Annotated in this window: 33 protein-coding genes; 30 read left to right on the top strand and 3 right to left on the bottom strand. The window is 52.3% G+C overall.

Translation table 11 applies throughout. The features are described 5' to 3' along the window. The first annotated feature begins 38 nt into the window (after positions 1-38). Both WC356_01755 and WC356_01750 read left to right on the top strand, forming a co-directional pair. Positions 39-320: a hypothetical protein gene (locus tag WC356_01755; protein ID MFA5381860.1), complete on the top strand. Its 282-nt coding sequence runs from the start codon at positions 39-41 to the stop codon at positions 318-320. Next, entirely contained in the window at positions 317-799 is a 483-nt protein-coding gene (locus WC356_01750) for a DUF1833 family protein (GenBank protein MFA5381859.1), read from the top strand. The genes WC356_01755 and WC356_01750 overlap by 4 nt, the downstream gene beginning before the upstream one ends. Here the strand turns inward: WC356_01750 and WC356_01745 are convergent. Further along, the gene (locus WC356_01745; protein ID MFA5381858.1) at positions 778-1,167 is read right to left on the bottom strand and encodes a hypothetical protein; all 390 of its coding nucleotides are present in this window, start codon (positions 1,165-1,167) and stop codon (positions 778-780) included. The genes WC356_01750 and WC356_01745 overlap by 22 nt on opposite strands. Positions 1,168-1,224: 57 nt before the next feature. Between WC356_01745 and WC356_01740 the strand changes: the two genes are divergently transcribed. The 12 genes from WC356_01740 to WC356_01685 all read left to right on the top strand — a co-directional run bounded on the left by WC356_01740 (position 1,225) and on the right by WC356_01685 (position 12,975). After that, entirely contained in the window at positions 1,225-1,650 is a 426-nt protein-coding gene (locus WC356_01740; protein ID MFA5381857.1) for an NlpC/P60 family protein, read from the top strand. A gap of 10 nt (positions 1,651-1,660) precedes the next feature. Next, positions 1,661-5,479, top strand: coding sequence for a hypothetical protein (locus tag WC356_01735; protein MFA5381856.1), 3,819 nt, complete (start codon positions 1,661-1,663; stop codon positions 5,477-5,479). 1 nt (position 5,480) lies between these two features. After that, positions 5,481-5,963 carry a hypothetical protein gene (locus WC356_01730; protein MFA5381855.1) on the top strand — a complete coding sequence of 161 codons (483 nt, stop codon included), beginning with the start codon at positions 5,481-5,483 and terminating at the stop codon, positions 5,961-5,963. Between the two features lie 2 nt (positions 5,964-5,965). Beyond that, entirely contained in the window at positions 5,966-7,384 is a 1,419-nt protein-coding gene (locus WC356_01725) for a hypothetical protein (protein ID MFA5381854.1), read from the top strand. A gap of 29 nt (positions 7,385-7,413) precedes the next feature. Next, positions 7,414-7,875, top strand: coding sequence for a hypothetical protein (locus tag WC356_01720; protein MFA5381853.1), 462 nt, complete (start codon positions 7,414-7,416; stop codon positions 7,873-7,875). 1 nt (position 7,876) lies between these two features. Then, the gene (locus WC356_01715; GenBank protein MFA5381852.1) at positions 7,877-8,863 is read left to right on the top strand and encodes a hypothetical protein; all 987 of its coding nucleotides are present in this window, start codon (positions 7,877-7,879) and stop codon (positions 8,861-8,863) included. 14 nt (positions 8,864-8,877) lie between these two features. Then, positions 8,878-9,258 carry a hypothetical protein gene (locus WC356_01710; GenBank protein MFA5381851.1) on the top strand — a complete coding sequence of 127 codons (381 nt, stop codon included), beginning with the start codon at positions 8,878-8,880 and terminating at the stop codon, positions 9,256-9,258. A gap of 13 nt (positions 9,259-9,271) precedes the next feature. Next, entirely contained in the window at positions 9,272-10,852 is a 1,581-nt protein-coding gene (locus tag WC356_01705) for a LamG-like jellyroll fold domain-containing protein (GenBank protein MFA5381850.1), read from the top strand. A gap of 116 nt (positions 10,853-10,968) precedes the next feature. Beyond that, the gene (locus WC356_01700; protein MFA5381849.1) at positions 10,969-11,220 is read left to right on the top strand and encodes a hypothetical protein; all 252 of its coding nucleotides are present in this window, start codon (positions 10,969-10,971) and stop codon (positions 11,218-11,220) included. Between the two features lie 17 nt (positions 11,221-11,237). Then, the gene (locus tag WC356_01695) at positions 11,238-12,425 is read left to right on the top strand and encodes a M15 family metallopeptidase (protein MFA5381848.1); all 1,188 of its coding nucleotides are present in this window, start codon (positions 11,238-11,240) and stop codon (positions 12,423-12,425) included. Next, positions 12,422-12,700 (top strand): hypothetical protein, encoded by a 279-nt coding sequence (locus WC356_01690; protein ID MFA5381847.1) that lies wholly within the window; start codon positions 12,422-12,424, stop codon positions 12,698-12,700. Before WC356_01695 ends, WC356_01690 begins: the two co-directional genes overlap by 4 nt. A 5-nt stretch (positions 12,701-12,705) precedes the next feature. Beyond that, positions 12,706-12,975 carry a hypothetical protein gene (locus tag WC356_01685; protein ID MFA5381846.1) on the top strand — a complete coding sequence of 90 codons (270 nt, stop codon included), beginning with the start codon at positions 12,706-12,708 and terminating at the stop codon, positions 12,973-12,975. Positions 12,976-13,330: 355 nt separating this feature from the next. Here WC356_01685 and WC356_01680 read toward each other — a convergent pair whose 3' ends face one another. Further along, positions 13,331-14,383, bottom strand: coding sequence for a tyrosine-type recombinase/integrase (locus WC356_01680; protein ID MFA5381845.1), 1,053 nt, complete (start codon positions 14,381-14,383; stop codon positions 13,331-13,333). 425 nt (positions 14,384-14,808) lie between these two features. Further along, entirely contained in the window at positions 14,809-15,567 is a 759-nt protein-coding gene (locus WC356_01675) for a S24 family peptidase (GenBank protein ID MFA5381844.1), read from the bottom strand. Positions 15,568-15,787: 220 nt separating this feature from the next. On the opposite strand from WC356_01675, the gene WC356_01670 reads away from it, so the two are divergent. The 16 genes from WC356_01670 to WC356_01595 all read left to right on the top strand — a co-directional run bounded on the left by WC356_01670 (position 15,788) and on the right by WC356_01595 (position 23,560). Continuing rightward, positions 15,788-16,234, top strand: coding sequence for a helix-turn-helix transcriptional regulator (locus WC356_01670; GenBank protein ID MFA5381843.1), 447 nt, complete (start codon positions 15,788-15,790; stop codon positions 16,232-16,234). A 330-nt stretch (positions 16,235-16,564) separates the two neighbouring features. Then, positions 16,565-17,116: a phage regulatory CII family protein gene (locus tag WC356_01665; protein MFA5381842.1), complete on the top strand. Its 552-nt coding sequence runs from the start codon at positions 16,565-16,567 to the stop codon at positions 17,114-17,116. Beyond that, positions 17,116-17,661: an HNH endonuclease gene (locus WC356_01660; GenBank protein ID MFA5381841.1), complete on the top strand. Its 546-nt coding sequence runs from the start codon at positions 17,116-17,118 to the stop codon at positions 17,659-17,661. The genes WC356_01665 and WC356_01660 overlap by 1 nt, the downstream gene beginning before the upstream one ends. A 5-nt stretch (positions 17,662-17,666) precedes the next feature. After that, positions 17,667-18,473, top strand: a complete 807-nt coding sequence (locus tag WC356_01655; protein MFA5381840.1) for a hypothetical protein — start codon at positions 17,667-17,669, stop codon at positions 18,471-18,473. After that, on the top strand, positions 18,434-18,865 hold the full coding sequence (locus tag WC356_01650) for a hypothetical protein (GenBank protein ID MFA5381839.1): 432 nt from the start codon (positions 18,434-18,436) through the stop codon (positions 18,863-18,865). Before WC356_01655 ends, WC356_01650 begins: the two co-directional genes overlap by 40 nt. Further along, positions 18,862-19,089 carry a hypothetical protein gene (locus WC356_01645; GenBank protein MFA5381838.1) on the top strand — a complete coding sequence of 76 codons (228 nt, stop codon included), beginning with the start codon at positions 18,862-18,864 and terminating at the stop codon, positions 19,087-19,089. Before WC356_01650 ends, WC356_01645 begins: the two co-directional genes overlap by 4 nt. Next, the gene (locus tag WC356_01640; protein MFA5381837.1) at positions 19,086-19,280 is read left to right on the top strand and encodes a hypothetical protein; all 195 of its coding nucleotides are present in this window, start codon (positions 19,086-19,088) and stop codon (positions 19,278-19,280) included. Before WC356_01645 ends, WC356_01640 begins: the two co-directional genes overlap by 4 nt. 46 nt (positions 19,281-19,326) lie before the next feature. Continuing rightward, a complete protein-coding gene (locus WC356_01635; GenBank protein MFA5381836.1) occupies positions 19,327-19,599 on the top strand; it encodes an HU family DNA-binding protein in 273 nt (90 codons plus the stop codon). A gap of 230 nt (positions 19,600-19,829) precedes the next feature. Beyond that, positions 19,830-20,360: an NUMOD4 motif-containing HNH endonuclease gene (locus WC356_01630; protein ID MFA5381835.1), complete on the top strand. Its 531-nt coding sequence runs from the start codon at positions 19,830-19,832 to the stop codon at positions 20,358-20,360. Then, on the top strand, positions 20,351-20,566 hold the full coding sequence (locus tag WC356_01625; protein MFA5381834.1) for a cold-shock protein: 216 nt from the start codon (positions 20,351-20,353) through the stop codon (positions 20,564-20,566). The genes WC356_01630 and WC356_01625 overlap by 10 nt, the downstream gene beginning before the upstream one ends. Before the next feature lie 6 nt (positions 20,567-20,572). Next, positions 20,573-20,740: a hypothetical protein gene (locus WC356_01620; GenBank protein ID MFA5381833.1), complete on the top strand. Its 168-nt coding sequence runs from the start codon at positions 20,573-20,575 to the stop codon at positions 20,738-20,740. Next, positions 20,737-21,309, top strand: coding sequence for a RusA family crossover junction endodeoxyribonuclease (locus WC356_01615; GenBank protein ID MFA5381832.1), 573 nt, complete (start codon positions 20,737-20,739; stop codon positions 21,307-21,309). The genes WC356_01620 and WC356_01615 overlap by 4 nt, the downstream gene beginning before the upstream one ends. A gap of 242 nt (positions 21,310-21,551) precedes the next feature. After that, complete coding sequence (locus WC356_01610) at positions 21,552-22,118, top strand: hypothetical protein (protein MFA5381831.1); 567 nt, start codon at positions 21,552-21,554, stop codon at positions 22,116-22,118. Between the two features lie 208 nt (positions 22,119-22,326). Then, entirely contained in the window at positions 22,327-22,713 is a 387-nt protein-coding gene (locus WC356_01605; protein ID MFA5381830.1) for a hypothetical protein, read from the top strand. Positions 22,714-22,731: 18 nt separating this feature from the next. Further along, positions 22,732-23,016: a hypothetical protein gene (locus WC356_01600; GenBank protein MFA5381829.1), complete on the top strand. Its 285-nt coding sequence runs from the start codon at positions 22,732-22,734 to the stop codon at positions 23,014-23,016. A 4-nt stretch (positions 23,017-23,020) separates the two neighbouring features. After that, the gene (locus WC356_01595) at positions 23,021-23,560 is read left to right on the top strand and encodes a hypothetical protein (GenBank protein MFA5381828.1); all 540 of its coding nucleotides are present in this window, start codon (positions 23,021-23,023) and stop codon (positions 23,558-23,560) included.

The following is a 23,560-nucleotide window of genomic DNA, read 5'->3' as shown; positions in this document are numbered from 1 at the left end:
TAACGGAGTCTCCGCCGAACCTCCTTATTAGGTCAAAAATGGACGCGGGTCCGGCCAAGAGCAGGAAACGGTTTACCGCAGGGGTCAGGCCGTTTGAAGTCGAGTATGAGTTTCCTCCAGATGAAATGGCTATCTGGGAAGACTTTTTGGAGAACGATATTAGCGACGGGGCCCTGTCTTTTGTCTGGCCACACCCCCGCAAATGGGGCACCACTATCACCGTGAGGCTGGTTCCGAAGTCGGAAGATAAATTGGTGGACTATGAGCACTTGGGCGCCGGGGTCTTCCGGGTAGCCATGACCATGGAGCAACTGCCATGAGCCGGGACGTATCCCTTGCCTTTATCGCCGCAGTAAACGCCCAGGAGACCGCCGAGGCCTTTATTGTCCTGGTGACCATCCGGGAAGCCAGCCTGCCAAACCCGATCTACCTGAACACCTCCGGGGCCAACGTCGTGAGCCGTGGCCATATTTTCCTGGCCTGCCCCTTACAGGTAACCCTGGGAGAGGACTCGGATGAGCGTCTGCCCCAGCCAAAGCTGGTCATGGACAACATCGACCGGCTGGTGGTGGCTGCGATCCGGGAGGCGGGGGCGGCGGGCACGGCGCCGGTAGTCGATCTGGAACTGGTGAAGGCATCCGACCCCGACCTGGTGGAAGTGGCCTGTACGGATTTCGAGATGCGGGAGATTACCTATAACGCCCTGACCATCGAGGCGGATTTGACCCTGGAGGGGTTATTCCAGGAACCGGCGTGCGGGTATTCATTTTGCCCGAGCTATTTTCCGGGGCTGTTTTGAGGGGCGGCGCACTTGATTACGGAACTCCAAATTTGATCTTTGGCCCAAGATCCAGGCGTAGATGTGCGTAATTCAATCAACGTCCCCTTGCCTTGAGGCTTAAATGATAGTTCGCCAAAATTATAAGCATAGCCGAAATCCGGATCGCCTTTGAGCATAATGAAACATGAACCATCTTTTTCAACAAAAATGGGGGATAGGCCATTTTCCGTCTTTAACTCATAAAGCGAGCAGTTGGCGATATTCCGCGGGGCTTGGCCATCAATGGACAAGGTTTTGATCGGTTCTGACTGGCGAATATCAGCAAAAGAAGCACACCCGATCATTATCAATATAAGGCATAGAAAAAGTAGACGAAGAGATTTCATGGCAAACCTCCTGACCATTAAATATAAGCGTTCGCCCAAAATATCAAGGGCTAAAAAATGAAATTGATTGACTTTATCAGGCGAGCAACTGAACCCACGGGCGTCCCCTTCAAGGATCAGGGCCGGGATTTCACCGGCTGGGATTGCTGGGGCCTGGTGGTGAAGGCTTATCGCGATTGCTTTGAGATTGCTTTACCTGGGTATGAGCATATCTCGGCCCTCAGTTCCCAAGAGGCCGGGGAACTTTTTCAGGAACATGCCCGGTCCTGGGAGCCTATTCTGGAAGGCCAGGAACGCCCCGGTGACGTGATCTTACTCAGACATGGCCACTGGCCTTGCCATGTGGGATTAATCATTAAACCAGGGTCCATGCTGCACTGTGATTTGGATATAGACACCTGTGTTGCCCCTTACAATTCCGGGCTATGGAAAACAAGGGTTATCGGGAGATACCGTCATATCGAACTTGCCCGCCATAATTGAGCCGCAGCCGTTGCACGTGGTGGCTTGCACCCACCCGTTCAAGCTGGCGAATCAGGAGTTTTCCTTATCTCCCGCCCTATCCCTAACGCAAATTCTGGCAGAAGTTCAGCCAGACGCCCTCCTGCGCCGCCGGGCGCATGTTTGGGTAAACGACAAATATATGGCCCCGGAACTCTGGGACAACACCTATCCCGCGCCCGGGTCAGAAATCGCTATCCGGGTGGTGCCCTCCGGCGGCGGGGTCGGGCGGATTGTCGGGACTGTCTTTCTGGCGATAGCGGTGATTGCGGTCGCTGCCCTGGTAACTTGGATGATCGGCCCAGCGGCTTATCCTATTTTGGCTCCAATGATGGGATCATTGGCGGGCGGCATCGTCGGCGTCGTCGGTAACCTGGCCCTGAACGCCCTATTCCCGCCGGTCCAGCCGGGCGGCGCGGGCACTCTCACTGCACTTTCCGCCATGCCCGGCTTGACCGGGGTGGACTACGGCCAATCCTCCCCCACCCTGTCCATCACCGGGGCGCAGAATAAGGCGAATCTCTGGGGGCCGGTACCCTTTATCCTGGGCAAGTTCCGGGTGGCGCCGTTCTATGGCGCCAGGACCTATACCGAGAGCGCCGGGGGCAAGCAATGGCTGCGCATCCTGGTCATCTGGGGCTTTGCCCCGGTGCAGGTGGAAGATCTGCGCATCCTGGATACCGCCCTGGAAAATTATCCAGGCATCGAGGTTGAGCACCGCAACCTGACCCTGCTCGTATCCAACCAAACCATAGCCATTAACGTGAGTGCCCGGACTCTAACCCGGACTGAGGGTAACTGGCTGGTGGACGGCATCAAGGCCGGGGACACCGTGACCTTGGGCGGCTGTACCACCGCGGCGAACGATACCGGCTACCTGACAACCAACGTCACCGAACTGGTCCTGACCTACAGCACCGGCACGGCCACCACCACGGAAGCCGGGAACGGGGCGCAGACGGCCTCGATCACCTGGGGTGATGATCCTCTGACCCTCTATGCCGTGGATATCCAGGAAAAGGCCCTCAGCATTGAGCTTGAACAAAACGTCGAAAACATCGACACCTCTGACCTGGACGCCGACGAACTCTCCATCGACATAGCCTGCAACAGCCTTATGGGTCTGACCGCCGGCGGCGGCACTTATAATTTCACCGTCATTTTCACCGTGGCCTACCGGGAAACCGGAACCTCCGGGGGCTGGCTTACCCCGAATGGCACGGACGGGGACGGCAACGCGGCTACCGCCATCGCCATGACCGGCAACACCAAATCCCAGGTGCGCGGTAACCTGCGCTGGAAGGTTCCGGCCCGCGGCCAATACGATATCAAAGTGGTGCGCACCACGGCCCCAGACACTATCTGGACCTCTTCAGTCAGTTATTGGGTGGCCCTGCGCACCATCACGAACGAAGACCCCATTGGCTTCCCACACCCCCTGGCTAAGACCGCCATGCGTATCCAGGCCACGGGGCGGCTAAACGGCACGGTAGAAGAGTTTAAGGGCACCCTTACTTCCATTTGTCCGGATTGGGACGCCGAGACCGAGACCTGGATCACCCGGCCTACCCAGAATCCGGCCAGCCTTAAGCGGCTGGTTCTCCAAGGTCCTCAGAACCAGAAGCCCTTGGCGGACTCCAGGATTGACCTGTTGAATTTGCAATACTGGCACGAATACTGCGAAACCCAGGGCTGGAAATATCACAAATACATCGACTACAACTGCACGGTTGAAGAGCTGATCAAGGAAATCGCCGCCGCGGCCCGGTCGGCTTACACCCGCATCGATTCCAAGGTGGGGGTGATCATCGATGAGCCCAAACCTTTTGTCACCGGCCCGGCCTTCACGCCCCGGAATATCCTCAAGGATTCTTTCCAATCCACCGTGACCATCGTGGAGCGCCCCCATGCCTTCCGGTGCCCGTTTATCAATGAGGGCATGCAGTATCAACAAGACGAACGGATCATCCCATCGGACGGCTATCTGATTAACGGCAAAGATACTTGGGGTGTTACTCAGGTTGTGGGGGAGCCGTTCTCCCCCACGCAAAATTATGCCGAGGCCGCGATCTTCGAGCAGCTTGACCTCCCTGGCGTTACCGACCCCGAATTGATCTTCCGCCATACCCGCTATCATGACGCTGTGGCCCGACTGCGCGGCTTTGAGTCGGTCCAGTTCGGCACGGATATCGAATGGCTGGTGGCCACCCGGGGAGACCGGACCAAAGTCGGACATGATGTGATGTTGTCGGGTTTGAGTTGGGGCCGGGTGAAATCAGTAGTCATGGAGATCATCGGCTATGAAATAAAAAACAAATATGGCGGCGGCATCAAGTACGGTTCCGGGGCAAAATACGGGGAGCCCGACCTGACAAAGCCAATTTACTCCGGCCCTGTTGGCGGCGTGACGGTTGACGAGATCCTGCCCATGGAAGCGGGGAAAGACTATGTGCTGCGCTTCCGGTTGAGCGACAATACCAGCCTGCTTTGCCCCATAGTGACCGACGCCGGCGAGGTCAAGACCGTCACCTTCGTAACCCCGGTTGATCCGGCGGAATTCAACCTCCTGCCCGGTGACCTTTTCCTCTTCGGCGAAGCCGGCCTGGAAGCCAACGACCTGCTCATCAAATCCATTCAGCCGAACAGTGATCTTTCCGCCACCGTGGTCACGGTGCCCTACGATGAAAATATCTACCTGGCGGACGTGGGCGCTATTCCCAATCATGACCCGAAAATATCTATCCCGGCCGCCTGGTCAGCCCCGCTTATCGGCGATATCCGTTCCGACGGTTCAGTCCTTTTCCCGATCCCCGGCGGTGGCTGGCAATCCCGCATTCTGGTCACTCTGGTACGGCCCTCCGGCCTGGACCACCAAATCACCGGCGTTGAGGGGCAATTCTGGGTTACGGGCAGCGGAGAAGCGGCCCTTACTCTCCCCGTGGTCTCTCTGGATGTGGGCGAGGTGTCAATCCTCCCGGTAACGGACGGCCAGAGCTACGATTTCCGCCTGCGCTACGTCAAAAAAGACGGCTCCCGGGGTCCGTGGTGCACAACGGAAACGCATGTGGTAGAGGGCAAGACTGCCGATCCCTCCGATGTGACCGGTTTTATAGTTATGCAGATGGAGAACCAAATTGAAGCCGAGTGGACTTTAGTTCCAGATAAAGACGTACCTACCTATGAAATTAGATATGGCGAGGTTGGAATTGATTGGGATTATGCAGCGGTAGTGAATGGCAAATACTCTGGGAGCACTTTTAACACCACAAAAGTCCCCTTTGGCACCTGGGATTTTCTCATTAAGGCCATTGATACCTCTGGCAACTATTCAGCGACCGCGGCCCGGGTAACTCTCCAGGTCTACCAGTTCTATACAATCATTAGTCAGACACAACAGGCCCCCTTGTGGGCCGGGACCCTGATCAACTGTGTCCGCAACCCCCAGACCGGTAACATCAACCCGTCCATGCAGCCGGCCACTATTGATGATTATTTCGATTGTCTCTTTGGCTACTGCCATAATCCCTATGAGGAATACAGCTATGAGACCCCGGAGATTGACTTAGGGAGTGATGAGACGGCCCGGCTCTGGGCGCGAATACAAAGCAACCTGGGGCCGGGCGAAACCGGCAATAAGCCTCCTCAGTTGTCGGTGGATTATAAGTTGACTGCCGGGGCCTATGACGGCTTCGAGGACTGGTCCATCGGCTACCTGCAGGCCCGATACGTCAAATCCAAAATCGCCCACCAGGCGGCGGACGGTCTGCGCCGCATCACCGGGTTCCAGCCCGTGATCGATCAGGCGGCATAAAATGGCAACTCCGGCGGAACAATTTCTGAAATTAGAACGGCGAGTATTGGCGTTGGAGATGCAATCAGGGGTTACTCCTGACAGAGCAGACTTAATCCATCCTAAGGCGCTTACCCAGGCTGTATCCGTAAGAGAAAAGATTGACGCTATCAATCTACTGAAAGATGAACTGCATACTTTCATCTTTTCCCATTATGATCTGGGCACCCAGATAAGTTTGGCGGCGGCGGTAGCTGCGGTTTTGGCCATAATTCTCAACCCCGAAACTCCTGAGTCAGACAGAGCCGTAGCCCAAGCGCAGTTGGTTCGCTTGATTATGTTGATCCTGCCTGCCTGGCAATGGGTGCAAGGGATTTTAAGCCATTTTTATGACGTTATAGATCAAATCGAGGCCAACGGCGGCGTCTATGTCGATCCGAACTTTAGTCAGTTCGCTCCGAGCGACCCCGGCGCATCCTTACGGTTGCTGGTGAAAGGAGAATGAGTATGGCAGGCACCCCGATACAACCCAATTTCGAGACCATGGGCGGCAATCCTACCCTTTATTCGCAGGCCATTGAGGGGTCGATTATGGCGGCTAGGCGTACAGCTCTGGCCTTCGCCCCGCATGAGCAGGACCCCCCCGATATGACGGTCCGGGTCGATGTAGGCCATATTTTTGATGGCACCACCCTCACGGAAAAGGTCGGCCAGAACTCTACCGCCATCACGGCCCCATCTACTAACCCCCGGATTGACCGGGTGGTAGTGGATAGATATACCGGGGTGATCTTGGTCGTGGCCGGGACCGAGGCTGCTGCGCCAACCGCTCCGGCGATCCCGGCGGATAAACTGCCGGTTTGCCAAATCCTCCTGGCCACCAGCACCACGGCGATCACTAATGATTTAATCACCGATGAACGCACTCTGGGCCTGCTTGGTTTGACCATCCCGGATCCGCCGGCGCCCGTGACCGCAGCTCCAGCTATTACCTGGGCTGATGCCTCAACGGTGACAGTCGCCGCTACTGCCAATAGTCCGGCGGTGGCAAATATGTCTGGGTTCCCGAATGTTCTTAACTCAGGCCAACTCCTGGCGGTCAATTCTGACGGTATATCCAGAATCAATTCGTCGGATGTCAGCGCCCAATTTGGCAGTGGTGGCAATTATGGCACCGAGAAAGTCTCCCAATGGTATGCGCTCTTTGCCCTGGCGGGTAACGCCGACACCACCTTCACCCTGAAGGCGATGCCCTGGATGAGAGTCAAGTCCCAGGCCGGACAGGTAATCAGTCTGGGTACTCTGCTCACTCCGGCTACAGGTATCGGCTACGGCCTGACCACGGATGAACTGGTGGGGGCCTCAATCTATTTTATTTCAGGGGCCAGCAAGGGGCTTTTACGCACTATTACCGCCAATAATAACAACGATGCCACCGGTGGCACGGTTACTTATTCCGGCACGGCTTTAACTGTGGCGGCGGGCGACTGGTTTATCATTTTGCCTAATACAAATTTTAGATACCTGGGCGACGTTTGGAATGATGGTTCATCTAATATTCGTTCAATTACACAGGATGATAACGAATTTAAATATACTGCTACTAATTATACTGCTGGCGAAAATGTGCCGATGTGTTCTCCGATGGCAACCAGTTTTAACGCTTTATTTTATTTTATTGGTGGTGGCAATAGTGAAGATTCAGGTGGGCCATATCCAGTTGGACCAAAGGACCCATTAAATAATATTGTAGCTGCTGGGTTGACAACAAATAATTTTGATGGGACAAATTATCTAAGCGTGATATTAGTTAATGGTAGTTATGGAACATTCCCATTATACGATATATGTACTGTAACTATGTCTTTAGCTACAGCCGTGACTATGAATAAAATGTATGTCTCTGGGTATATTCTACCATTATAGATAACATAACTATATTAAGGAGGTAGTCTATGGCCTTTCCAGCAAATCTAACCAACGTTGTTGACGGCATAACCGATGTTCTGGCCGCCCATATTAACAACCTGGAAGCCAAGGTGGGGGTGGACGACTCTGCGGTTGCTACCAGTCTGGACTATTTGGTGAAGTCTGCCAGGACAGTCCAGTCACCGACGAGCGCTGACACGATCGACGTCGACTGGTCGTTGGGTAATCATGTCAGAATCGTTCTAAACAGATCCACCACGGTCATCAATATGTCTGGGGGCTATGACAGTCAGAGATGTGTATTGGAGCTTCTGCAAGATGCAGTGGGGGGCCGGGCGGTGACTTTTGGGGTAGAGGTCGCTGCGGGTTCTGATGTAATCCTACCAGTATCGCTTTCTGCGAGTCCTAATAAAACCGATTATCTTGGTTTTTTCTATAATGACATATCCGAATTATATCATTTCGTTAGCCTATCAAGGGGTTATTAAAATGGCCAGAGTATTTATTGATGGTTTTGAAGCTGGGGATTTGAATTTGTGGGATGCTCAGATTGGAGCTACTGTAGTAAACGCTCAAACTGGAATGGATGGTGTCTATTGTTGCGAGTTAATTCACGCAAGAGATTCTATTCAGAAGGTACTACCAAGTGCGTCTGAATATTATGTGTCTTTTCGGTGGAGGCCAATAGGTCCTTGTATCCCTTTAATATGTTTTTTAAATGGAGCAACAAAATTAGGATACATAAACCGTACTGGGAGTAGTTACCTTGTTTACAATTTGAGTGCCTACAGAGGTTCGGACAATGTTCTTCTGGGAACTACTGCAAATAGTTTTCCTGATGCTACTACTTATTTTATAGAAGTACGGTTTAAATCTCATAATGTCAGTGGGGTTTTCCAATTAAAAATAAATGGCATATTGGTGATTGATTTTAGTGGCAATACTTCTGGTGTAACTTTACCAATTACCTCATTCAAGCTGGGCGATCATGGTGTAGGCAATGGCTACGCCTCTTGCTATGTGGATAATATCATAGTGGATAATGCCGCTTGGCCTGGCAATACCAAAATTCAGGCACTTGTGCCCATCGGGGCCGGAAACTCGACTCAATGGACCCCATCGGCCGGGGCTAATGATGAATGTGTCGATGAAATCCCTGGCAGCGAGACCGACTATATCTTCACCAACACGGCTGACCATTTGGACTTGTATGCCGCGGGCGACTTAGCCGGGGATGTGGGGGCTATTAACTGTGTCCAAGTCCAGGCGTTAACCAGGTTTGAAGGTTCCCCTACTCCAACCAACCTTCAACTCGCGGTTCGCACCAACAGTACGGATTATGTCAGTGATGACAAGCCAGTCCCATCTTCTTCCGTACAGCTTTATAACATCTGGGAAACCAACCCGGACACGGAGGCGGCCTGGGCCGAAGCTGAGGTTAATGCTCTTGAAATTGGCGTCAAAGCGGTGGCATAGAAAGGAGAAACGATATGGCAATCATGGTTCCTGATGCAGTAATGGATAAGAATTTGGATGAAGTAGCCCTGAGTGATCGAGCCTTTCTCTGTTCGCAAGAACCAGCTACCTATGAAGAAGCTGCTACGACTTACAATCTGGCCACCATCGAATTGACCCCAGCTAGCGATTGGAGTAAAGCTGCTGGCGATGTCTCCGGGCGCAAACTGACCTTGGCCGAAAAGACCGGTACTGGAGCGGCTGATGGTACGGCTAATCATGTGGCCTTCGGGTTGTCCAGCACTTCGGCTTTGAAGTTCGTGGATACCATGACAGATTTCGCCGTAGTGGCAGGGGTGGGCTTTACTTTGGCCAGCAAAGATGTTTGGGAAATCAACGCTCCGGCCGTGGTGTAAGTAAAGGTAACAGATGCCCACTTATGACAACATAATTCTGGCCGAATCGAGTTTGGTCAATTTTTACAGCTTCCTTGATGCTGCTAATTTGGGAGCAGACTCTAAAGGGACTAATACAGGGACCGTAGTTAATGCAGCCAGCCTCTCCCAGGTAGATGATTTTGATGGTAAAGCTCTGAATCTTAATGGTGGGGCAATTTCCATAGCTCGGCAAATCCAGGACGACTTTACTATTGAATTTTGGTTGAAGACTGCCAACTCAGCCCCTGTCGGTACCAATTTTTGGTCTGGCTGGGGGTTAACTGGAGCAGAAGTAGGCGGTTACACCAATGATTTTGGTATCAATTTAGTTTCTGGGGGCAACATCCTTGCTGGGGTATATGATTCACCTTTTGTAATAAGTGCAGCCGACTATAATGATGGAAACTGGCACCATGTGGTAATGACCCGCATTAAAACAAGCGGGGTATTCGAACTCTTTGTTGACAAGGTTTCACAAGGAACGCAAGTACAAAGAGCCGGTGTGTCATTAACGGCTCCTTCTACTATTCAGATTGGCCGCTTCCTTACAACTGGTTATTACCGGGGGATTCTGGCAAAAGTTGCTTTTTATAATGCTGCATTAGCTAAATCTACGATTGATTCCCATTATGATTTTATTAATTCACCGCCTGTCTTACCCATTGGGATCACTGAAACTGCTTCAACTTCCACATCTGAATCATTTCATGCCAATGAAATTACCGCCTTCTCCAACGATCCAAGTTGCAAAGCCCTCTGGCGGTTTGAATCTGGGGCGTTGACCGTTGATTCCCAGGGTGAAAATACTCTTACGGCAGTAAATGCTCCTACGTCTGAACTCATAGATTTTAAAGAAGGACTTGGCTCTACTCATTTGGTAAGGGCGAGCGGCCAATGTTACACTATTCCTGATGCCAGCCTACCAGCAGACTTTCCATTTAAAAGTGGAGGAGCAAATAGACAAGGAACTTATCTTGGCTGGTTCAAGTTTTCTTCTACAGCTGGTGATCAAGGTCTTATCGGTAAACTTCGGGTTGTTGGCTCATGTGGGGTATACCAGTATAATGGTATCTTTCATTTGGATTGGAATAATAGCTGGCAGAGCACTAGTCTTCCAGTTGCCATTAATGTTTGGTATCACGTTGCGGTCAGGATGGATGGCAATGCAGGATATTCAAATCTCAGGATATTTAGGTCAAGTGATAGTCAGGTTCTTACTTATGCGAAGAATGACTGGACAGTCCTGACTCCAGGTGCAACCGATTTTAAGATAGGAAGTTTCAATAGCGCTGGCACTACTTTTGATGGCCTGACCGATGAAGTTGTCGTTTTTAATCGCCTTCTTTCTGATACTGAAATAGATGCGATCCGGACAGCTACCTTTCCAGTTCCACCGTTGCTTAAGGTTTCCCAGGTAGGAACCCAAATTGAATGGGAAGACCCACCGCTAATCAAGGTCTCCCAGGTAGGAACCCAAATTGAATGGGAAGACCCACCGTTGCTTAAGGTGGGGCAAATTATTGCCCAGGTAGAATACAGCCCATTTAAGGCTGGAATGTTTTTGGTTTTTTAGGCGGCTGAAGATGATGCCGATACCCGGGCCATAGATATCGAGGATGTGCCGGTTGAGCAGATGCCGGGGGAGTAAGGCGACAGGAGGCGAACCTTTAACTCTGGGGGATTCAATGGATGGCAAATCAAGATTTTTGCCCACTACACGATACGGTTTGCGGCAGAGTTGAAAAGGTTGAGGAAGCCCAAGGTGGCCGCAAGTGTCAGGACCATGAGCGCCGGATTATTCATCTGGAACAGTCCGATCAATCGCAATGGAACGACATTAATCGGCTCAAGGTTATCGTTTATACCGGGGCCGGGGCGAGTGCCTTCATCGGGTCTATCGTAGGGGCAATACTGGCGGCATTACTTAAGGCGCATTATTGAGGGACGGAGGACTCAAGATGAAATTCCCGATCATGCAGAACCAATTATTAAACCTATTCGGAGCTCCGCGGGATCCGGCTTCCTATCTGACCACGATTAGCCTTAAGGAATTTGCCGAATATCTGGGGCACGTCCGGGACTTTGAGGGTAATCCATGGTCCCTGCGGATATACGGCCATGAGCTGTTGGCCGGGCCCCTACGGGCGGCGTTTCAAAAGCTCTGCGGGCGCGGCTTGGCCGGGGAGTTGCGGACGTTTGACGGCTGTTTCAATATCCGGCAGATGAAAGGGGGCTCGAGCTATTCGGTTCATTCTTGGGGCCTGGCGATGGACCTGAACGCCGGGAGCAATCCGTTTGGCGGGATGCCAACCCTCTCAACTAAATTCGTCCAGTGCTTTGCTGAATCCGGCTTCGAGTGGGGCGGACTTTGGCAGCCGGATAGTTTGAGAGATGGCATGCACTTTCAATTACCTTGGATTCGGGACCGGGGCCATGACAGCCCACTTTTCCCGACTGCCTGGGGCGAGGACGTGGCAGAGGCTCCTATAGAAGGAAGCACCCCGGCCCCTACTATTGCCTCGGCTCCTATCGTGCAGCCTGGGCCGTCTGGTGAATCCGAACTATTAGGAAATTCCGAACAGTTCGAACCATCCGGAAAAACCGGACAGTTCAAACCCGACGAGCTGGCCTTGGCCCGAAAATACCTTCCTATCATCCAGGCCGCGGCGGACGCTTACACCTGGCCACCGGAGCTTGTAGCGGTCATGCAGCAGGCCCTGGGCCCCAACTGGATGGTTTGGGTGCTCTGCGGTATCGCCAGCCGGGAAAGCCGCTTTGGGCTGCTCTTGGATGCAGAGGGGTTAGGCGACGGCGGCCATGGCCATAGCATCATGCAGATTGACGACCGGAGCCACCCGGCTTTCTGTGCCGGGGATGATTGGAAGGACCTGGCGGCCTCCCTGGAGTACGTCCATAAAAACGTGATCGTGTCGTCCTTTAACTACCTGGGCGACTGTTGCTTCAATGCCTTGGGGGGAGACTACGCCGCCCTGTTCCGGGCCAGCATCGCCGCTTACAACTGTGGCCCGGGCAACGTCCGGAAGGCTTTGGAAATGGGCGACGTGGTGGACGCTAACACTACCGGGGGAAACTACTCGCGGGACGTTTTAACCCGGGCCAAAGGGTTTCAGGAGGTGTTAGGGTGAGCTGGTTTGCAATTCAGGATGGCGCTGCCGGCCGAAAATCCCGGAGCGCATTTATAGCCCTGGCGGCTTTTTGGTTTGCTGGATTCAAATTTTTATTCTCCGGGGCCACCATAAAACTTTATGAGCATGTCTCAGTAAATTTCGGCAACGTAGATGCCGCCCTTATGGGGGCTTTTTTGGGGTCATGCTTGGCTCTTTATGGGGGACGCAGATTTACCGATGCCAAGTTTATCCCTATGGACCCCGAACCTAAACGGGCAGTTAAAGCGGAGTAATATAGATGGACATCATCCTTGCATGGTTACTTAAAACAGCCGTAGGCCGGATCATAGGCACAGCTTTGGGCGCCACCCTACTCTCCGGCATTCTCTTTGCCGGTTGCCAGGTCAAGGGGTGCATCACACATAAGGCTGAAGTTAGGGCCAAGATTGCAGAAAAAATCCTGGAGGTGGAACGTGAAGACCAGAAAGTTAAGGAACAGGTTCACCAGATGGATGATGGTGCTCTTGCTGATTTCCTTCGTCGCGGCGGGGTGCGCAAAGACCGTTGAGTTTGTGCCGCCCCCCCTACAGGCACCGCCCGAATTGACGAGCATTGTCCCTGACAAGAATGATCGGACCGGGGAAAAGGGGTATTGGATGAACCGGGGAGACGCGGAGGGCCTGGGGGGATTTTTCGGACACGTCAACAATGTGAGGGGGTCCTGGAAGTAGGGGGCGATAAATTGTGCGGGGCTCTGTGCGGGGTTTTCTCGGCAAACCATCGTAGATCACGGTACTGAGTACACAAAGCCTGCGTCAACCGTGCGGTTTATGGGGTGGTTCAGGTTAGACCGGAGTCCTGTCACGCCGGAGGTCGCGAGTTCGAGTCTCGTCGTCCCCGCCAAATGAAATCAACGGGTTAGCTCAATCGGGCTGACCCTCTTTTTTTTCTTGTGCGGGAATCTGTGCGGGGTTTTCTTCTGCAGTGGTAGTTTTTAGCAGTTCTCCGGCCTCTCTGACACCATCGGACAATTCCTGAATATAACCCTCCGTGGTGGACAAACGAGTGTGCCCTAACATCCTCTGAACGGTTTTTAGTTTTACTTTATGGACATCCAGAAGCACACTGGCGACATGGTGGCGGATGGCATGAAATCCCAGGTAAGGGACCCCGGCCTCTAAACAAATCCGCTTAAGCTGCTTCCTACGGTCCACAAACGGCTTGCCGGTTTCCGGGTTAGGGAAAACCCACTCCCCCGAATTTTTGGTATAGAGCCGGTCCAGTTCGACATAAAGTTCATCATTCATTCCTTTCTTCTGCTCCCGCCATTCCCCGGTCCTGCCCTTCCTTGTCCAGAGGGTCACAATCCGATTTTGGAAATTCACGTCTTCCCAGCGAATCCGGTTGATCTCGTTTACCCTGGCGGCCAGGGAGAAAATGGCTATGAAAAACGGCCGGAGGTCCCCGCTTGCCAGGACCAGCTTTACCATTTCTTCTTGGGTATAGATCTTCTTATGGGAGAGGTCCAGGGGCATCTTGTCGATATAGAGGCACGGGTTGACCTCCATCAGCCGCCGGTTGAAGCACCATTGGAAGAAGGCGCAGAGGTTCTTGCGGTGTTTGTTCCAGTTGGGTTTGCTGGGGCGCTTCTTGAGGTAAGATTCGATCACCAGGGCCGTGATCTCTTTTAGGGGGAGGTCGCCTGCATGCTCTATGAAGGAGCGGTGGACGAAAACCTTTTCTTTGTAGGTCTTATTGACATAGCGAAGTTTAGCGAAGTCCAGGTATTCATTTGACGCATCTGAAAAGACCATGACGATTTCGGCCTTCTTCTCCGGAGTCGATAGTCTCTTGCGATGTCTTTCTTCTGCGGCCCGGGCCTCGCGCATGGTCTTGAACCCGGCTTTCCCGTATCTCTCCCCCAGGTACTCGAACTCGTACCGCCACCGGCCTTTCCTGTATTCCCATTGCGGCATAGACCGCCTCCGCCTTAAATCTCAAGCATCTTAGGCCGGCTGGGTAGACCGCGCCGAACCTCTGTTTATTCTCATATACCGTCCTTATGGAAACGTGCAAGAGGTCGGCGACTTCCTGGGGGGTGAGCAGCGGGGCAGGGGTAAGCATGGAATAAAATTACCATGCGGTATTTTAGTTGTCAATTACAAAAATTACCACAGGGTATTTTTTATTGATCTCCAGGGTGCCAGTTGTGCCCGCACTTAAGGCATACCAATTCAACCCTTTGGCTTCCATAATCCCCTAACCCAAACAGGCCGTCTGTTAAGAATACCATTAGCCATTTAGTTTTTTTGGGTGGGTCGCCTTTTTGAATTGTAGTCAAATGCTTCGAACCACAATTCGGACATTTTGGCGGCCCATCCGCTTCTAAGTTACTCATTGCTCACCTCACCCAACTAGTCCAGGACCAAACGACCCTCCCAATAATTAAATCTTCTGAGTTATTAAATTCGGAAATCTGGGGTGGCCATTCTGGGTTATCAGAAACAAGCCAGAATCTTTCTTTCGAAATCGAGATTCTTTTTATAGCACACGGTTCCTGAGAGGTTCTTACTGCATAGATTGCCTTCGATGTAATAGCTTTATCGTCCCGGTCTATTACTACAATATCTCCAGGGTGTAGGGCGGGCTCCATTGATTTCGCATCGGGGGCCAGCTTAACGGCCACCAAATTTCGGCGACTACCAATCTCAGGTTTATAAACCCATACCAAGTCAGTGATCTTGTCTGCCACTATACGTCCAAGGCCAGCAGCGATTTTATCCTCAACCATAGGTACGGCATAATAATCTTCAGGCCTAAGCCCTTTTGGGATTTCTGGAACACCCCCCACAACAGTTATGACCGGAATAATCCCCTCCAAATCTACCGGACGCCTCCCTAAAAGTCTTTTCAGAATTTTATAAGTAGTCCTGAACTGCGGGTTAGAGCCGGGTCCATACGAATTAGAGAAGTCCGCCATATTTTTTTGACTAAGGCTAAATTCTTTCGCAATCCTGGTAAGTTCGCCTCGATTATTAGTCTTAAAATAATTCAGGTTGTCCCGAATAAAGACTAATATCTGATCAATTTCGTCATCCACGCTCATAACCGCATGGTAATCGAAAAAATCTAACTGCACGGTACATTTTTCTCTTGACATTAAACTTACCTTACGGTTAGCATGATCATATGAAATTAGACACCTACTTAAAAGAAATCGGCGAGACCCCCTGTGGCTGGGCCAAAAAGCATCGGTTCCCTTTGCCGGTTATTACTCGCTTTCTCAAAGGAGAGAGGGGTCTCTCTCTCAAGACGGCCCTTAAAATACAGCGGGCGACGGACGGTAAAGTTAATCCGGATGATCTGGGATCTACCGCATTATGAAAACGAGCCCCTCTAAGTTGGCCCAGGTCAAAGTAAAGTATGCTGTTGATCATGGCCACTTAATCAAGCCCTCCGCATGTGAAAAGTGTGGCCTTGAAGACATAATTCTCCACGGCCACCACAGCGATTACTCCAAACCCCTTGAGGTCGAGTGGCTATGCCCTGCTTGTCATGGTCAGGTGCGTGCAGCCGCCGTTCTTGAAAAAAGAATTCCTCCCAAAATCGCCAAAGATATCGGGGTATCCGAAGACTACATCCGTAAGATCAACCGGGGGGAGCGCCCAATCACTCCGAAGCTGGCCAAAAAAATAATTGAGGCTACCGGGGGAGGGTTTTCCTTGAGGGATTTTGGCCCCGACCTGGTTGACTTGATTACCGCTCTTTCTCCGGCCCATCCGGCTCCCCTGGCCAATCCGGAACCAGCCCCGGAAACTTCTCCTTGAGCAACATCAAGGCCGCCTCCGCCTGGCGACGGCGCTTGTCTATCGGCAGGTGTTGGCAGTTTGGGCAGACCTGGAGGCAACGGACGCACGGCGGGATCATGAGAGAGATTTTCATAAGGCTCCAAAAGAGATTTATGAGGGGACATTGACCACGGCCCCCACCTCCCCGGAGACGGTTTTTCAATGCGGGGATGCGCGACCGGCCCCGGGGGATTTTTGAGAACAGGATACCACGAATATGAGGATGATTGACCATGTTGGCAGTGTAATACCTAAAACCAAACCAAGGTAGTGTGAAAATTTACAATTTATTAGCCATGGGAAGGGGTTATGTCGGAAATCGAAGAGTTCCTGAGTCTCCCGATAGAAACGCAGCGGCGCCAACTGAAAGAGCAGCTCTTTAAGACAGTGCCAGAGGGCGAAGTCAAAGAAACCGCTCATGCTGTCCACATTGAGGCCTATACGCTCTACAAGATGCGGGACGGGGAAAATGAGAAATATAACCTGATCCGCCCTGAACTCATCAACATCATGCACCATCGCCGGGATCTGAGGGTCCTGGATTTTCTGGACGGCCTGTTCGGGCGCGTCGCCTTCACTATACCGCAACCCCTGGAGTCATTCGAAGAGATTAGCCGGCACATTACCCAGGTTTTTCGGGAGACCTCATTGGCCTGTCAGACCATAATCGAATCGGCGGATTCCGGCTCGCCAGGCGGGGCGGAGATTACCCGTGAAGAGTTTAAGGCGGTTCAGGAGGAAATCCGCAAGGCCCACCAGCAGCTTGCAGCATTAGAAGAGGCGGCCCGGCGGAAATCGCAACAGCACTCATCCTGGCCCGTGCGGTTGGTGGCCAGGGTTACGGGGCGAGCGGCGAAGTGATGAGTATTTCTAAGAAAATAAGATTTGAAGTTTTTAAGCGTGACGGTTTTCAGTGTTGTTATTGTGGCAAGACCCCTCCTGAAGTAGTCCTTGAAATTGACCATATCGACCCAAAATCTAAGGGTGGCAAGGATTCTATAGAGAATCTTTTGACTGCCTGTTTCGATTGTAACCGTGGGAAAAGGGATATTCCTCTCGATAAGGCCCCATCTAAGTTATCTGAAAATTTAGAAGTTCTTAAATTAAAAGAAGAGCAGTTAAAGGAGTATCGAAAGTTTGTAAAAAAAGTAGAATCCAGACTTAAAAACGACATGGATACTATCGAGGACGTGTTTCAAGAAACTTATCCTGATCGACAATTCACTCAAAAATTCCGCTCAGTAAGTTTAAAAAGATTTCTTAGTCTTCTCCCGGTTCATGTCATCCAAGAATCTATGGCTTACGCCTGTTCAAGAATCCCGGATGATTCTAATCGGGTTATCCCTTATTTCTGTGGAATTTGTTGGCGTAAAATTAGAGGCACTAACCTTTATCCAAACGAGTAAATAATATGGCCGACGGTAGGATGCTCCATAAGAAAATTAGCCTTAATGAGGCCGTGGCGAGCCTTGAGAATGATACTCACCGCCTCCTTTTTACCTGGGCCATATCGCACCTTGATATCGAGGGGAGGATTAGCGGAAGCCCTAAAGTTTTTAGGGCAATCGTGGTGCCTCTTCTTGAGCATATCACCGCCGAAAAAGTAGCAAAATTCTTCAAAGATGCCGAATCCAAAGAACTGATTTTACGCTATCAAATAGGGAAAGAGTGGTTTATCCAATATCCAAAATTTAAGGATAATCAAAGACTTAGGGTAGACAGGGAATCACCTTCAAAACTCCCATCGCCTCCAGATAAACTCTGTGAAACTCCCGGAGGACTCCCGGAGGACTCCCGGAGTAATGATGGAGAAGTCCAGGAGGACTCCGGCCTTAAGTTTAAGTTAAGTTTAAATCAAGATAATAAAAAAGATATGTCCCCTCCCACCGGAGGGAACGGAGCATACCCTCAAGATTTCGAAGCAATCTATTTGGCCTACCCCAAAAACCAGCATGGTAGTAAAAAAAACGCTTTTGCCCAGTTCAAGAAGGCTAAGCCCACCATCCCCAAAGACGTCATCTCGATAATTGAGCGCCAAATTGCCGAAAAACAAAAAGCCGATTCGTTAGGCATCTTCTACCCTGAATTTAAGCATTTTGAGCGCTGGCTTAAGGCGGCTGAATGGGAAAGGGAGCCATTTGATTTTGATGTAGCACAACCCGAAGGGGGTCAACCGCAATGGGTCCAGGAACATTTAAAAGCGCAATCTATGAGCTGAGCCTCTACTTTGAGCGCAAGCCTCCACGGGATGAAACTATTACCCAATGGTGTGAAGAGGTCCGGGATATTCCAGAGAATCACATCAAAGACCTCTTGGCCGAAGTTAAAAAACTGGAATCCTGGCCCCGGAACCTGCCGGCCTTTATGTGGGCGAAGTCGATGGAAATTGGCGAGAAGAACGGCGATAGCAAGGCCAATGAGATTCACGACCGCCGCTTTCACCCGGACAAGTGGGCCAACCCAGAATGTCCGAAGTGTAAGGGTAGTGGAGTGGTTAGGACAGCGATGGACTGGCCTATGGGTAAGACAGAGGAGGGCGATTTGATAACCAAGCGGATTAACCCCCCGGTGCTTTGCTCATGCACAGAGAAATGGGAGTCCGGTGGATGATCATCATGGGAGAAACCTTCATGAAAAACGACGTCGCCTACTACCGGGAAAGCCAGGAACCGAAACCTCAACTCACCCCCGACCCTGAGCAAGCCGCCTTCGAGGCCAAATGGAGCCCGGTTATCGACAAGACATGTACCGTCCCGGGATGCCTGAAACGGCAATACGGTGCTTCGGGTGTTTGCTTCCAGCATTTGTTGCGCCAGGTAGGGGTGTTCAAATGAGCACGTTTACCTGCATCCTCTGTGGCCAGGAACGCCAGGTCGATTATCGGAACGACCGGATCACCGGAGTCTGTGAGAAGTGCCGGCCCCCTGAGTCGGTGGCGGACCTGACCCCGGATGAACGGAAACGGCTGGGCAGGGTGGCCGGGATTGCGGCGTGGTTGATGGAGGCAGTTCATCTAAAAGCGTAACCCCCGCTCAGCGTCGAGCGGTTTAATCCACAGGAAAGAGGTTTTTATGACGAAAGCTGAACTCGTAAAAGGCATGGCGAAGGAAGCCGGTATCACCCAAAAGGACGCGGAAGCGGCGCTGGACGGTTTGGTGCGCTGCGTAGGCGCGGCCCTGATTGACGGCGAGGATGCGACGATCCCGGGTCTGGGCACCTTCAAGGTCAAGGCCACCGCGGCCAGGCAGGGACGCAACCCGGCAACCGGAGCGGCCATAGACATTCCGGCGGGGAAGAAGGTTAGCTTCAAATGCCACAAAAATCTTCGAGAGGCTATCGCTTAAAAGTTTTAAGACGTGCCTTGGTAGCAGGACCCCCGGCTGCAGGGGTTGCCCCGAGCCGGGGGATTACCTCAGGTTAATTTTAGAACAAGATTTCCAAAAAACAGTTAAGAAATAAGGAAGTTACCTTGCAAATACAGATGGTAAGTGGTATAAATAATCAGGCCGAGACAGTGTTGGAGCACCATCCCGGCCCTAATCACAAAACCCACCTTAACAGGAGGTGCGGTCTCATGACTGCCCGAAATTTTAACACTACAGAAGAAGTTTGGAAACCAATTCCTGATTTTCCTGATTATCAAGTTTCAAGTTTTGGCAGAATTTTAAGCAGAAGGCCATGGGGGCATGGAGCGAGACACTCGAGAATTATTAATGGAAGTGTCACTTTTCAGGGGTATCGCGAAGTAAGTCTTTATTATAGTAATGGCAGACGCAGAGTCCATGTTCATGTTTTGGTTTGTGAAGTTTTCTATGGCCCACGTCCATCTGAAAGACATGAAGCAGCACATTGGGATGGAAATAAATTAAACAATCGAGCCAGCAACCTGAGGTGGGCTACACATGAAGAAAATACCCAAGATAAAGTTAGGCAGGGTATAGAATGGGCTCCCCATAGAAAATTAAGCGAAAAAGAAGTAATTGATATAAGAGCACGTCTCCAAAACAAAAAGAAGGGCGATATGACAAATATAGCGAAAGAATTAGGATTAAATCGGCAAACGATTGAAAATATCTATCATAGGAGAACTTGGAAATGGCTTTAAAAGAACAGGGCGTTGTGAAATGGTTTAACGATACACGTGGCTTTGGCTTCATCGAACGTGAAGAGCTTGACGACCTTTTTGTCCACTACTCGGACATCAAACAAACCGGCAAGGGGCGGCGGACCCTCCATGAAGGCCAGCACGTCGAATTCGAGGTGGGCCGCGGTCCGAAAGGCCCGATTGCGCTCAACGTCGAGGCCAAGTGAGGCGCGATGATGCTTGAAGCCATGAAACTCGGATACGCATACGGCCTGGGATTGGTGGCTGCAGTGCTTACCGGCCTGGCGGTCCTGGGCGGGTGGGACTGGGCCAAGGGCTGGATAGGCTACCTCATTAACGTGATTCGGCTGGCACGGGAGCGGGAGAAACCAACGATATGAAATTCACCATCATCCTTGAGCCTAAAGGCCAAATGCGGGCGCGGGGCCGGGCTTTTCTGGCAGGCGGCAAGGCTATCGCCGGCAAGCCCCGAAAGGACCCGAAGCAGCAGACGGAAGAGGAAAAGCTACTGGCTTTGCTTTATAAATACCGCCCCCAGACCCCCCTGACCGGCGCCTTGGTTTTAGGTGTCAAGGCTTTCCTGCCCATGACCAAATCAGATCTTAAGGGCAAGAAGGGTGAGAAATTTAAAGCAGAGGCCTTGACCGGTGCTATCTGCCCCACCAAAAAGCCGGACCTGGACAATATCATCAAGCACCTGAAGGACGTTTTTAAAGGGGTCTTCTGGACCGACGATGCCCTGGTGGTGAAATATGCTCCGGAAACCGGCAAGTATTATGGCGACCCGGCCAGGTGGGAAATAGAACTCATTACCCTGGAGGAATACCGGGCGGGGCTGGCGGAGCGGTATCGTCGCCTTATGTTGGAAGCCCAAGATATAGGCCATTATTATGCGGACGCGGCGTCCCATGCAGAATTTAACGGGGTCGAGGCCGGTAGGCTTTTTTAAGAGACAACAGTTTTCTAAAGGGGGCTCAAGCATGACACAGGGGGAGAGCAAGGGTACCATACAGCCCGTCATCATTCCGGTCGAGTTCTATCGTGGAGTCCCCGCTATCGCTCAATTTCTCTGTGTCCATGAGCGCACCGTGAGGAAGCTGATCCATTTGGGTAAAATCCCGGTCAAGCGCGATGAGGCCGGAGTCTGGGTGCTGGTGAACGTGGATTATTATAATTCTCTCCTGGGTTGATGTGGAGAAATTAAAACCCAGGGTCTATGTCGGCATCAAATGGGGGCTCCAGGGTCCAACCGTCTTGCTTGCGGCCCGGCATGACCCGGCGCCACATGACCACGTGCAGGTGATCCGGGAGGTCTTCCAGGAGGGCATGTTATTGGAAACCGCCGTGGGGATAGCCAAAGAATGGCAACGTGAGCTTGGGGTCCGAAAGTTCTACTGCGACCCGACTCAGCCGGCCTTTATCAAGATCATGAGAAAACAACGGCTCTGTGCGGTCCCGGTAGAGGCGAAGGAGGTCAGCTTGGCGATCAACCTGGTGAAGAAACGGCTGGCGAATTTCAAGCTGGGGGCACCCGTGAGCCTCTATTTCGACACGATACCGGGACGGCGGGATGGCGCCGGGGCTTTTGCCTGCCCTAATCTGATGGCCGAGTTCGGGCGGTTCCGGGGACGTGAACAGAAGCTGAACCGTCCGGTCAAGGACGCACCGCTTGAGATGGACAACTTCGCCCTGAGCGCCCTGCATTATATTTTGCTGGGGATTGCGACTGAGGTTACACCGCGAGTGAGGTGGATCTGATGATCCGAATTCCCCGCCAAGACGAAACGATCAGACCTTACCGCTGTCAATGCGGCTATCACGGCAAAGCGCATCTGGGGGACGTGAGTGTGACCTGCCCCAAATGTCAAAGGACTTTCGGCCAACCCGCTGACCCGCCCAAGCAGACCCGGGAAATGGCGCGGCGGGTGCGGCAGATGGAGAAGGGTAAATCCAAGGAGCACACCCCATGACCACCACCGACAAAATCAAAAGCACCATAACCTACCAAGGCAAATCCGTCGACCTGGAAAACAAGGCAGCGGTTGAAGAACTCTTAACCCCGATGTTTCACGAAATCCATGGGAGAACAAAACCGATGAGGCAACTTTTTCTTACCGCAGAACTCGAACCGAAGGCGATTGAACTGGCCAGCTTAGTGGCCCAACTCAACGAGGTGGAGGAAGACAAAAAGGCGAGCATGGCGGCCTTCAAGGAGGCTATCGACCTGCTCAAGCTGCAAATCAAGTCCCTGGCCACGGCCATTAACGAGGGCATGGGGGTGCGGGTGCAGAAGGTGCGGCCCTTGCAGCCGGTTAACTATCAGCCCGTGCCGGAAGCTGAGGCGGCGCATTAACGGGAGGTCGGGCGGATCATGAACACCACCATCCACCTGTCCATCGACGGCGGCCCGGAGCATATCTTGATTCTGGGCCGTACCCTCACCGAAACAGAAAAGCGGTGGCTCAAGCAGGCGGCCTGCGGGGTCATCCGAACCCTGAGCACCGCCCTTGAGATGAACGACAGCATGAGAGCCTTTGTAAGCGACGGCCAGGGGGTGACAGACAGGGAAGGGCAGGCGGTAGGAGAATCGGCAAAGGGTGCCCCGGCAGTTCAGGCCAGCATTGAAAATAACAGGGGAGTTGTGCTGTGGGGATGAGGGAATGCTGATAGACCCCTACTACAGCCCGGACAATCCGATTTACCTGGGCGTGGACTTCGGTTGGAAAAATAATTGTGCACTCTGGCTTCAACCCTCCGCCGACCACGAAAAGGTCCAGGTCCTGTATGCCCACTACCAGGCATACCGCACGAACGAAGAAAATGGGAAGATTTTGCTCAAGATTCACCAGGGCCGGGGCTATGGCCAGCTAACCGGCGGCGCAGGCGATCCCTCCAAGCCGGAAGCGTTGCGCACCTACTCCCAAGTCTTCGGGGTGGATATAGTCGGGCAGTCGGGACGGGTTGAGCCAGGCCATGAACTCGTCAAGCAGTGGCTCAAGGCGGCGGCCATAACCAAAGGGGAGTCCGGGCTCACCTTCGCCAAGGTCGGGAAGTGCGCTTGCGGTGAGTATTGCTACCGGCGATTTCTGGGGGAGTTCAACCTGTACCGGGAACATGTGCCGGGCACGGGACCCCACCACGGGCTTGACGGACTGCGGTATTTTCTAACGTGGTGGGTGGGGCTAAACGCATCGTATTGA

This window comes from Candidatus Micrarchaeia archaeon (assembly GCA_041653315.1).
GTDB lineage: Archaea > Micrarchaeota > Micrarchaeia > Anstonellales > JAHKLY01 > JAHKLY01.
Note: the sequence above shows the minus strand (reverse complement) of the source record. Positions and strands in the feature narration are given on the sequence as shown.

Coding starts and splice junctions, on each gene's coding strand:
- WC356_01755 (MFA5381860.1), top strand. CDS start 39: ATGGACGCGGGTCCGGCCAAGAGCAGGAAACGGTTTACCGCAGGGGTC.
- WC356_01750 (MFA5381859.1), top strand. CDS start 317: ATGAGCCGGGACGTATCCCTTGCCTTTATCGCCGCAGTAAACGCCCAG.
- WC356_01745 (MFA5381858.1), bottom strand. CDS start 1,167: ATGAAATCTCTTCGTCTACTTTTTCTATGCCTTATATTGATAATGATC.
- WC356_01740 (MFA5381857.1), top strand. CDS start 1,225: ATGAAATTGATTGACTTTATCAGGCGAGCAACTGAACCCACGGGCGTC.
- WC356_01730 (MFA5381855.1), top strand. CDS start 5,481: ATGGCAACTCCGGCGGAACAATTTCTGAAATTAGAACGGCGAGTATTG.
- WC356_01725 (MFA5381854.1), top strand. CDS start 5,966: ATGGCAGGCACCCCGATACAACCCAATTTCGAGACCATGGGCGGCAAT.
- WC356_01720 (MFA5381853.1), top strand. CDS start 7,414: ATGGCCTTTCCAGCAAATCTAACCAACGTTGTTGACGGCATAACCGAT.
- WC356_01715 (MFA5381852.1), top strand. CDS start 7,877: ATGGCCAGAGTATTTATTGATGGTTTTGAAGCTGGGGATTTGAATTTG.
- WC356_01710 (MFA5381851.1), top strand. CDS start 8,878: ATGGCAATCATGGTTCCTGATGCAGTAATGGATAAGAATTTGGATGAA.
- WC356_01705 (MFA5381850.1), top strand. CDS start 9,272: ATGCCCACTTATGACAACATAATTCTGGCCGAATCGAGTTTGGTCAAT.
- WC356_01700 (MFA5381849.1), top strand. CDS start 10,969: ATGGCAAATCAAGATTTTTGCCCACTACACGATACGGTTTGCGGCAGA.
- WC356_01695 (MFA5381848.1), top strand. CDS start 11,238: ATGAAATTCCCGATCATGCAGAACCAATTATTAAACCTATTCGGAGCT.
- WC356_01685 (MFA5381846.1), top strand. CDS start 12,706: ATGGACATCATCCTTGCATGGTTACTTAAAACAGCCGTAGGCCGGATC.
- WC356_01680 (MFA5381845.1), bottom strand. CDS start 14,383: ATGCCGCAATGGGAATACAGGAAAGGCCGGTGGCGGTACGAGTTCGAG.
- WC356_01675 (MFA5381844.1), bottom strand. CDS start 15,567: ATGTCAAGAGAAAAATGTACCGTGCAGTTAGATTTTTTCGATTACCAT.
- WC356_01670 (MFA5381843.1), top strand. CDS start 15,788: ATGAAAACGAGCCCCTCTAAGTTGGCCCAGGTCAAAGTAAAGTATGCT.
- WC356_01665 (MFA5381842.1), top strand. CDS start 16,565: ATGTCGGAAATCGAAGAGTTCCTGAGTCTCCCGATAGAAACGCAGCGG.
- WC356_01660 (MFA5381841.1), top strand. CDS start 17,116: ATGAGTATTTCTAAGAAAATAAGATTTGAAGTTTTTAAGCGTGACGGT.
- WC356_01655 (MFA5381840.1), top strand. CDS start 17,667: ATGGCCGACGGTAGGATGCTCCATAAGAAAATTAGCCTTAATGAGGCC.
- WC356_01650 (MFA5381839.1), top strand. CDS start 18,434: ATGGGTCCAGGAACATTTAAAAGCGCAATCTATGAGCTGAGCCTCTAC.
- WC356_01645 (MFA5381838.1), top strand. CDS start 18,862: ATGATCATCATGGGAGAAACCTTCATGAAAAACGACGTCGCCTACTAC.
- WC356_01640 (MFA5381837.1), top strand. CDS start 19,086: ATGAGCACGTTTACCTGCATCCTCTGTGGCCAGGAACGCCAGGTCGAT.
- WC356_01635 (MFA5381836.1), top strand. CDS start 19,327: ATGACGAAAGCTGAACTCGTAAAAGGCATGGCGAAGGAAGCCGGTATC.
- WC356_01630 (MFA5381835.1), top strand. CDS start 19,830: ATGACTGCCCGAAATTTTAACACTACAGAAGAAGTTTGGAAACCAATT.
- WC356_01625 (MFA5381834.1), top strand. CDS start 20,351: ATGGCTTTAAAAGAACAGGGCGTTGTGAAATGGTTTAACGATACACGT.
- WC356_01620 (MFA5381833.1), top strand. CDS start 20,573: ATGATGCTTGAAGCCATGAAACTCGGATACGCATACGGCCTGGGATTG.
- WC356_01615 (MFA5381832.1), top strand. CDS start 20,737: ATGAAATTCACCATCATCCTTGAGCCTAAAGGCCAAATGCGGGCGCGG.
- WC356_01605 (MFA5381830.1), top strand. CDS start 22,327: ATGACCACCACCGACAAAATCAAAAGCACCATAACCTACCAAGGCAAA.
- WC356_01600 (MFA5381829.1), top strand. CDS start 22,732: ATGAACACCACCATCCACCTGTCCATCGACGGCGGCCCGGAGCATATC.
- WC356_01595 (MFA5381828.1), top strand. CDS start 23,021: ATGCTGATAGACCCCTACTACAGCCCGGACAATCCGATTTACCTGGGC.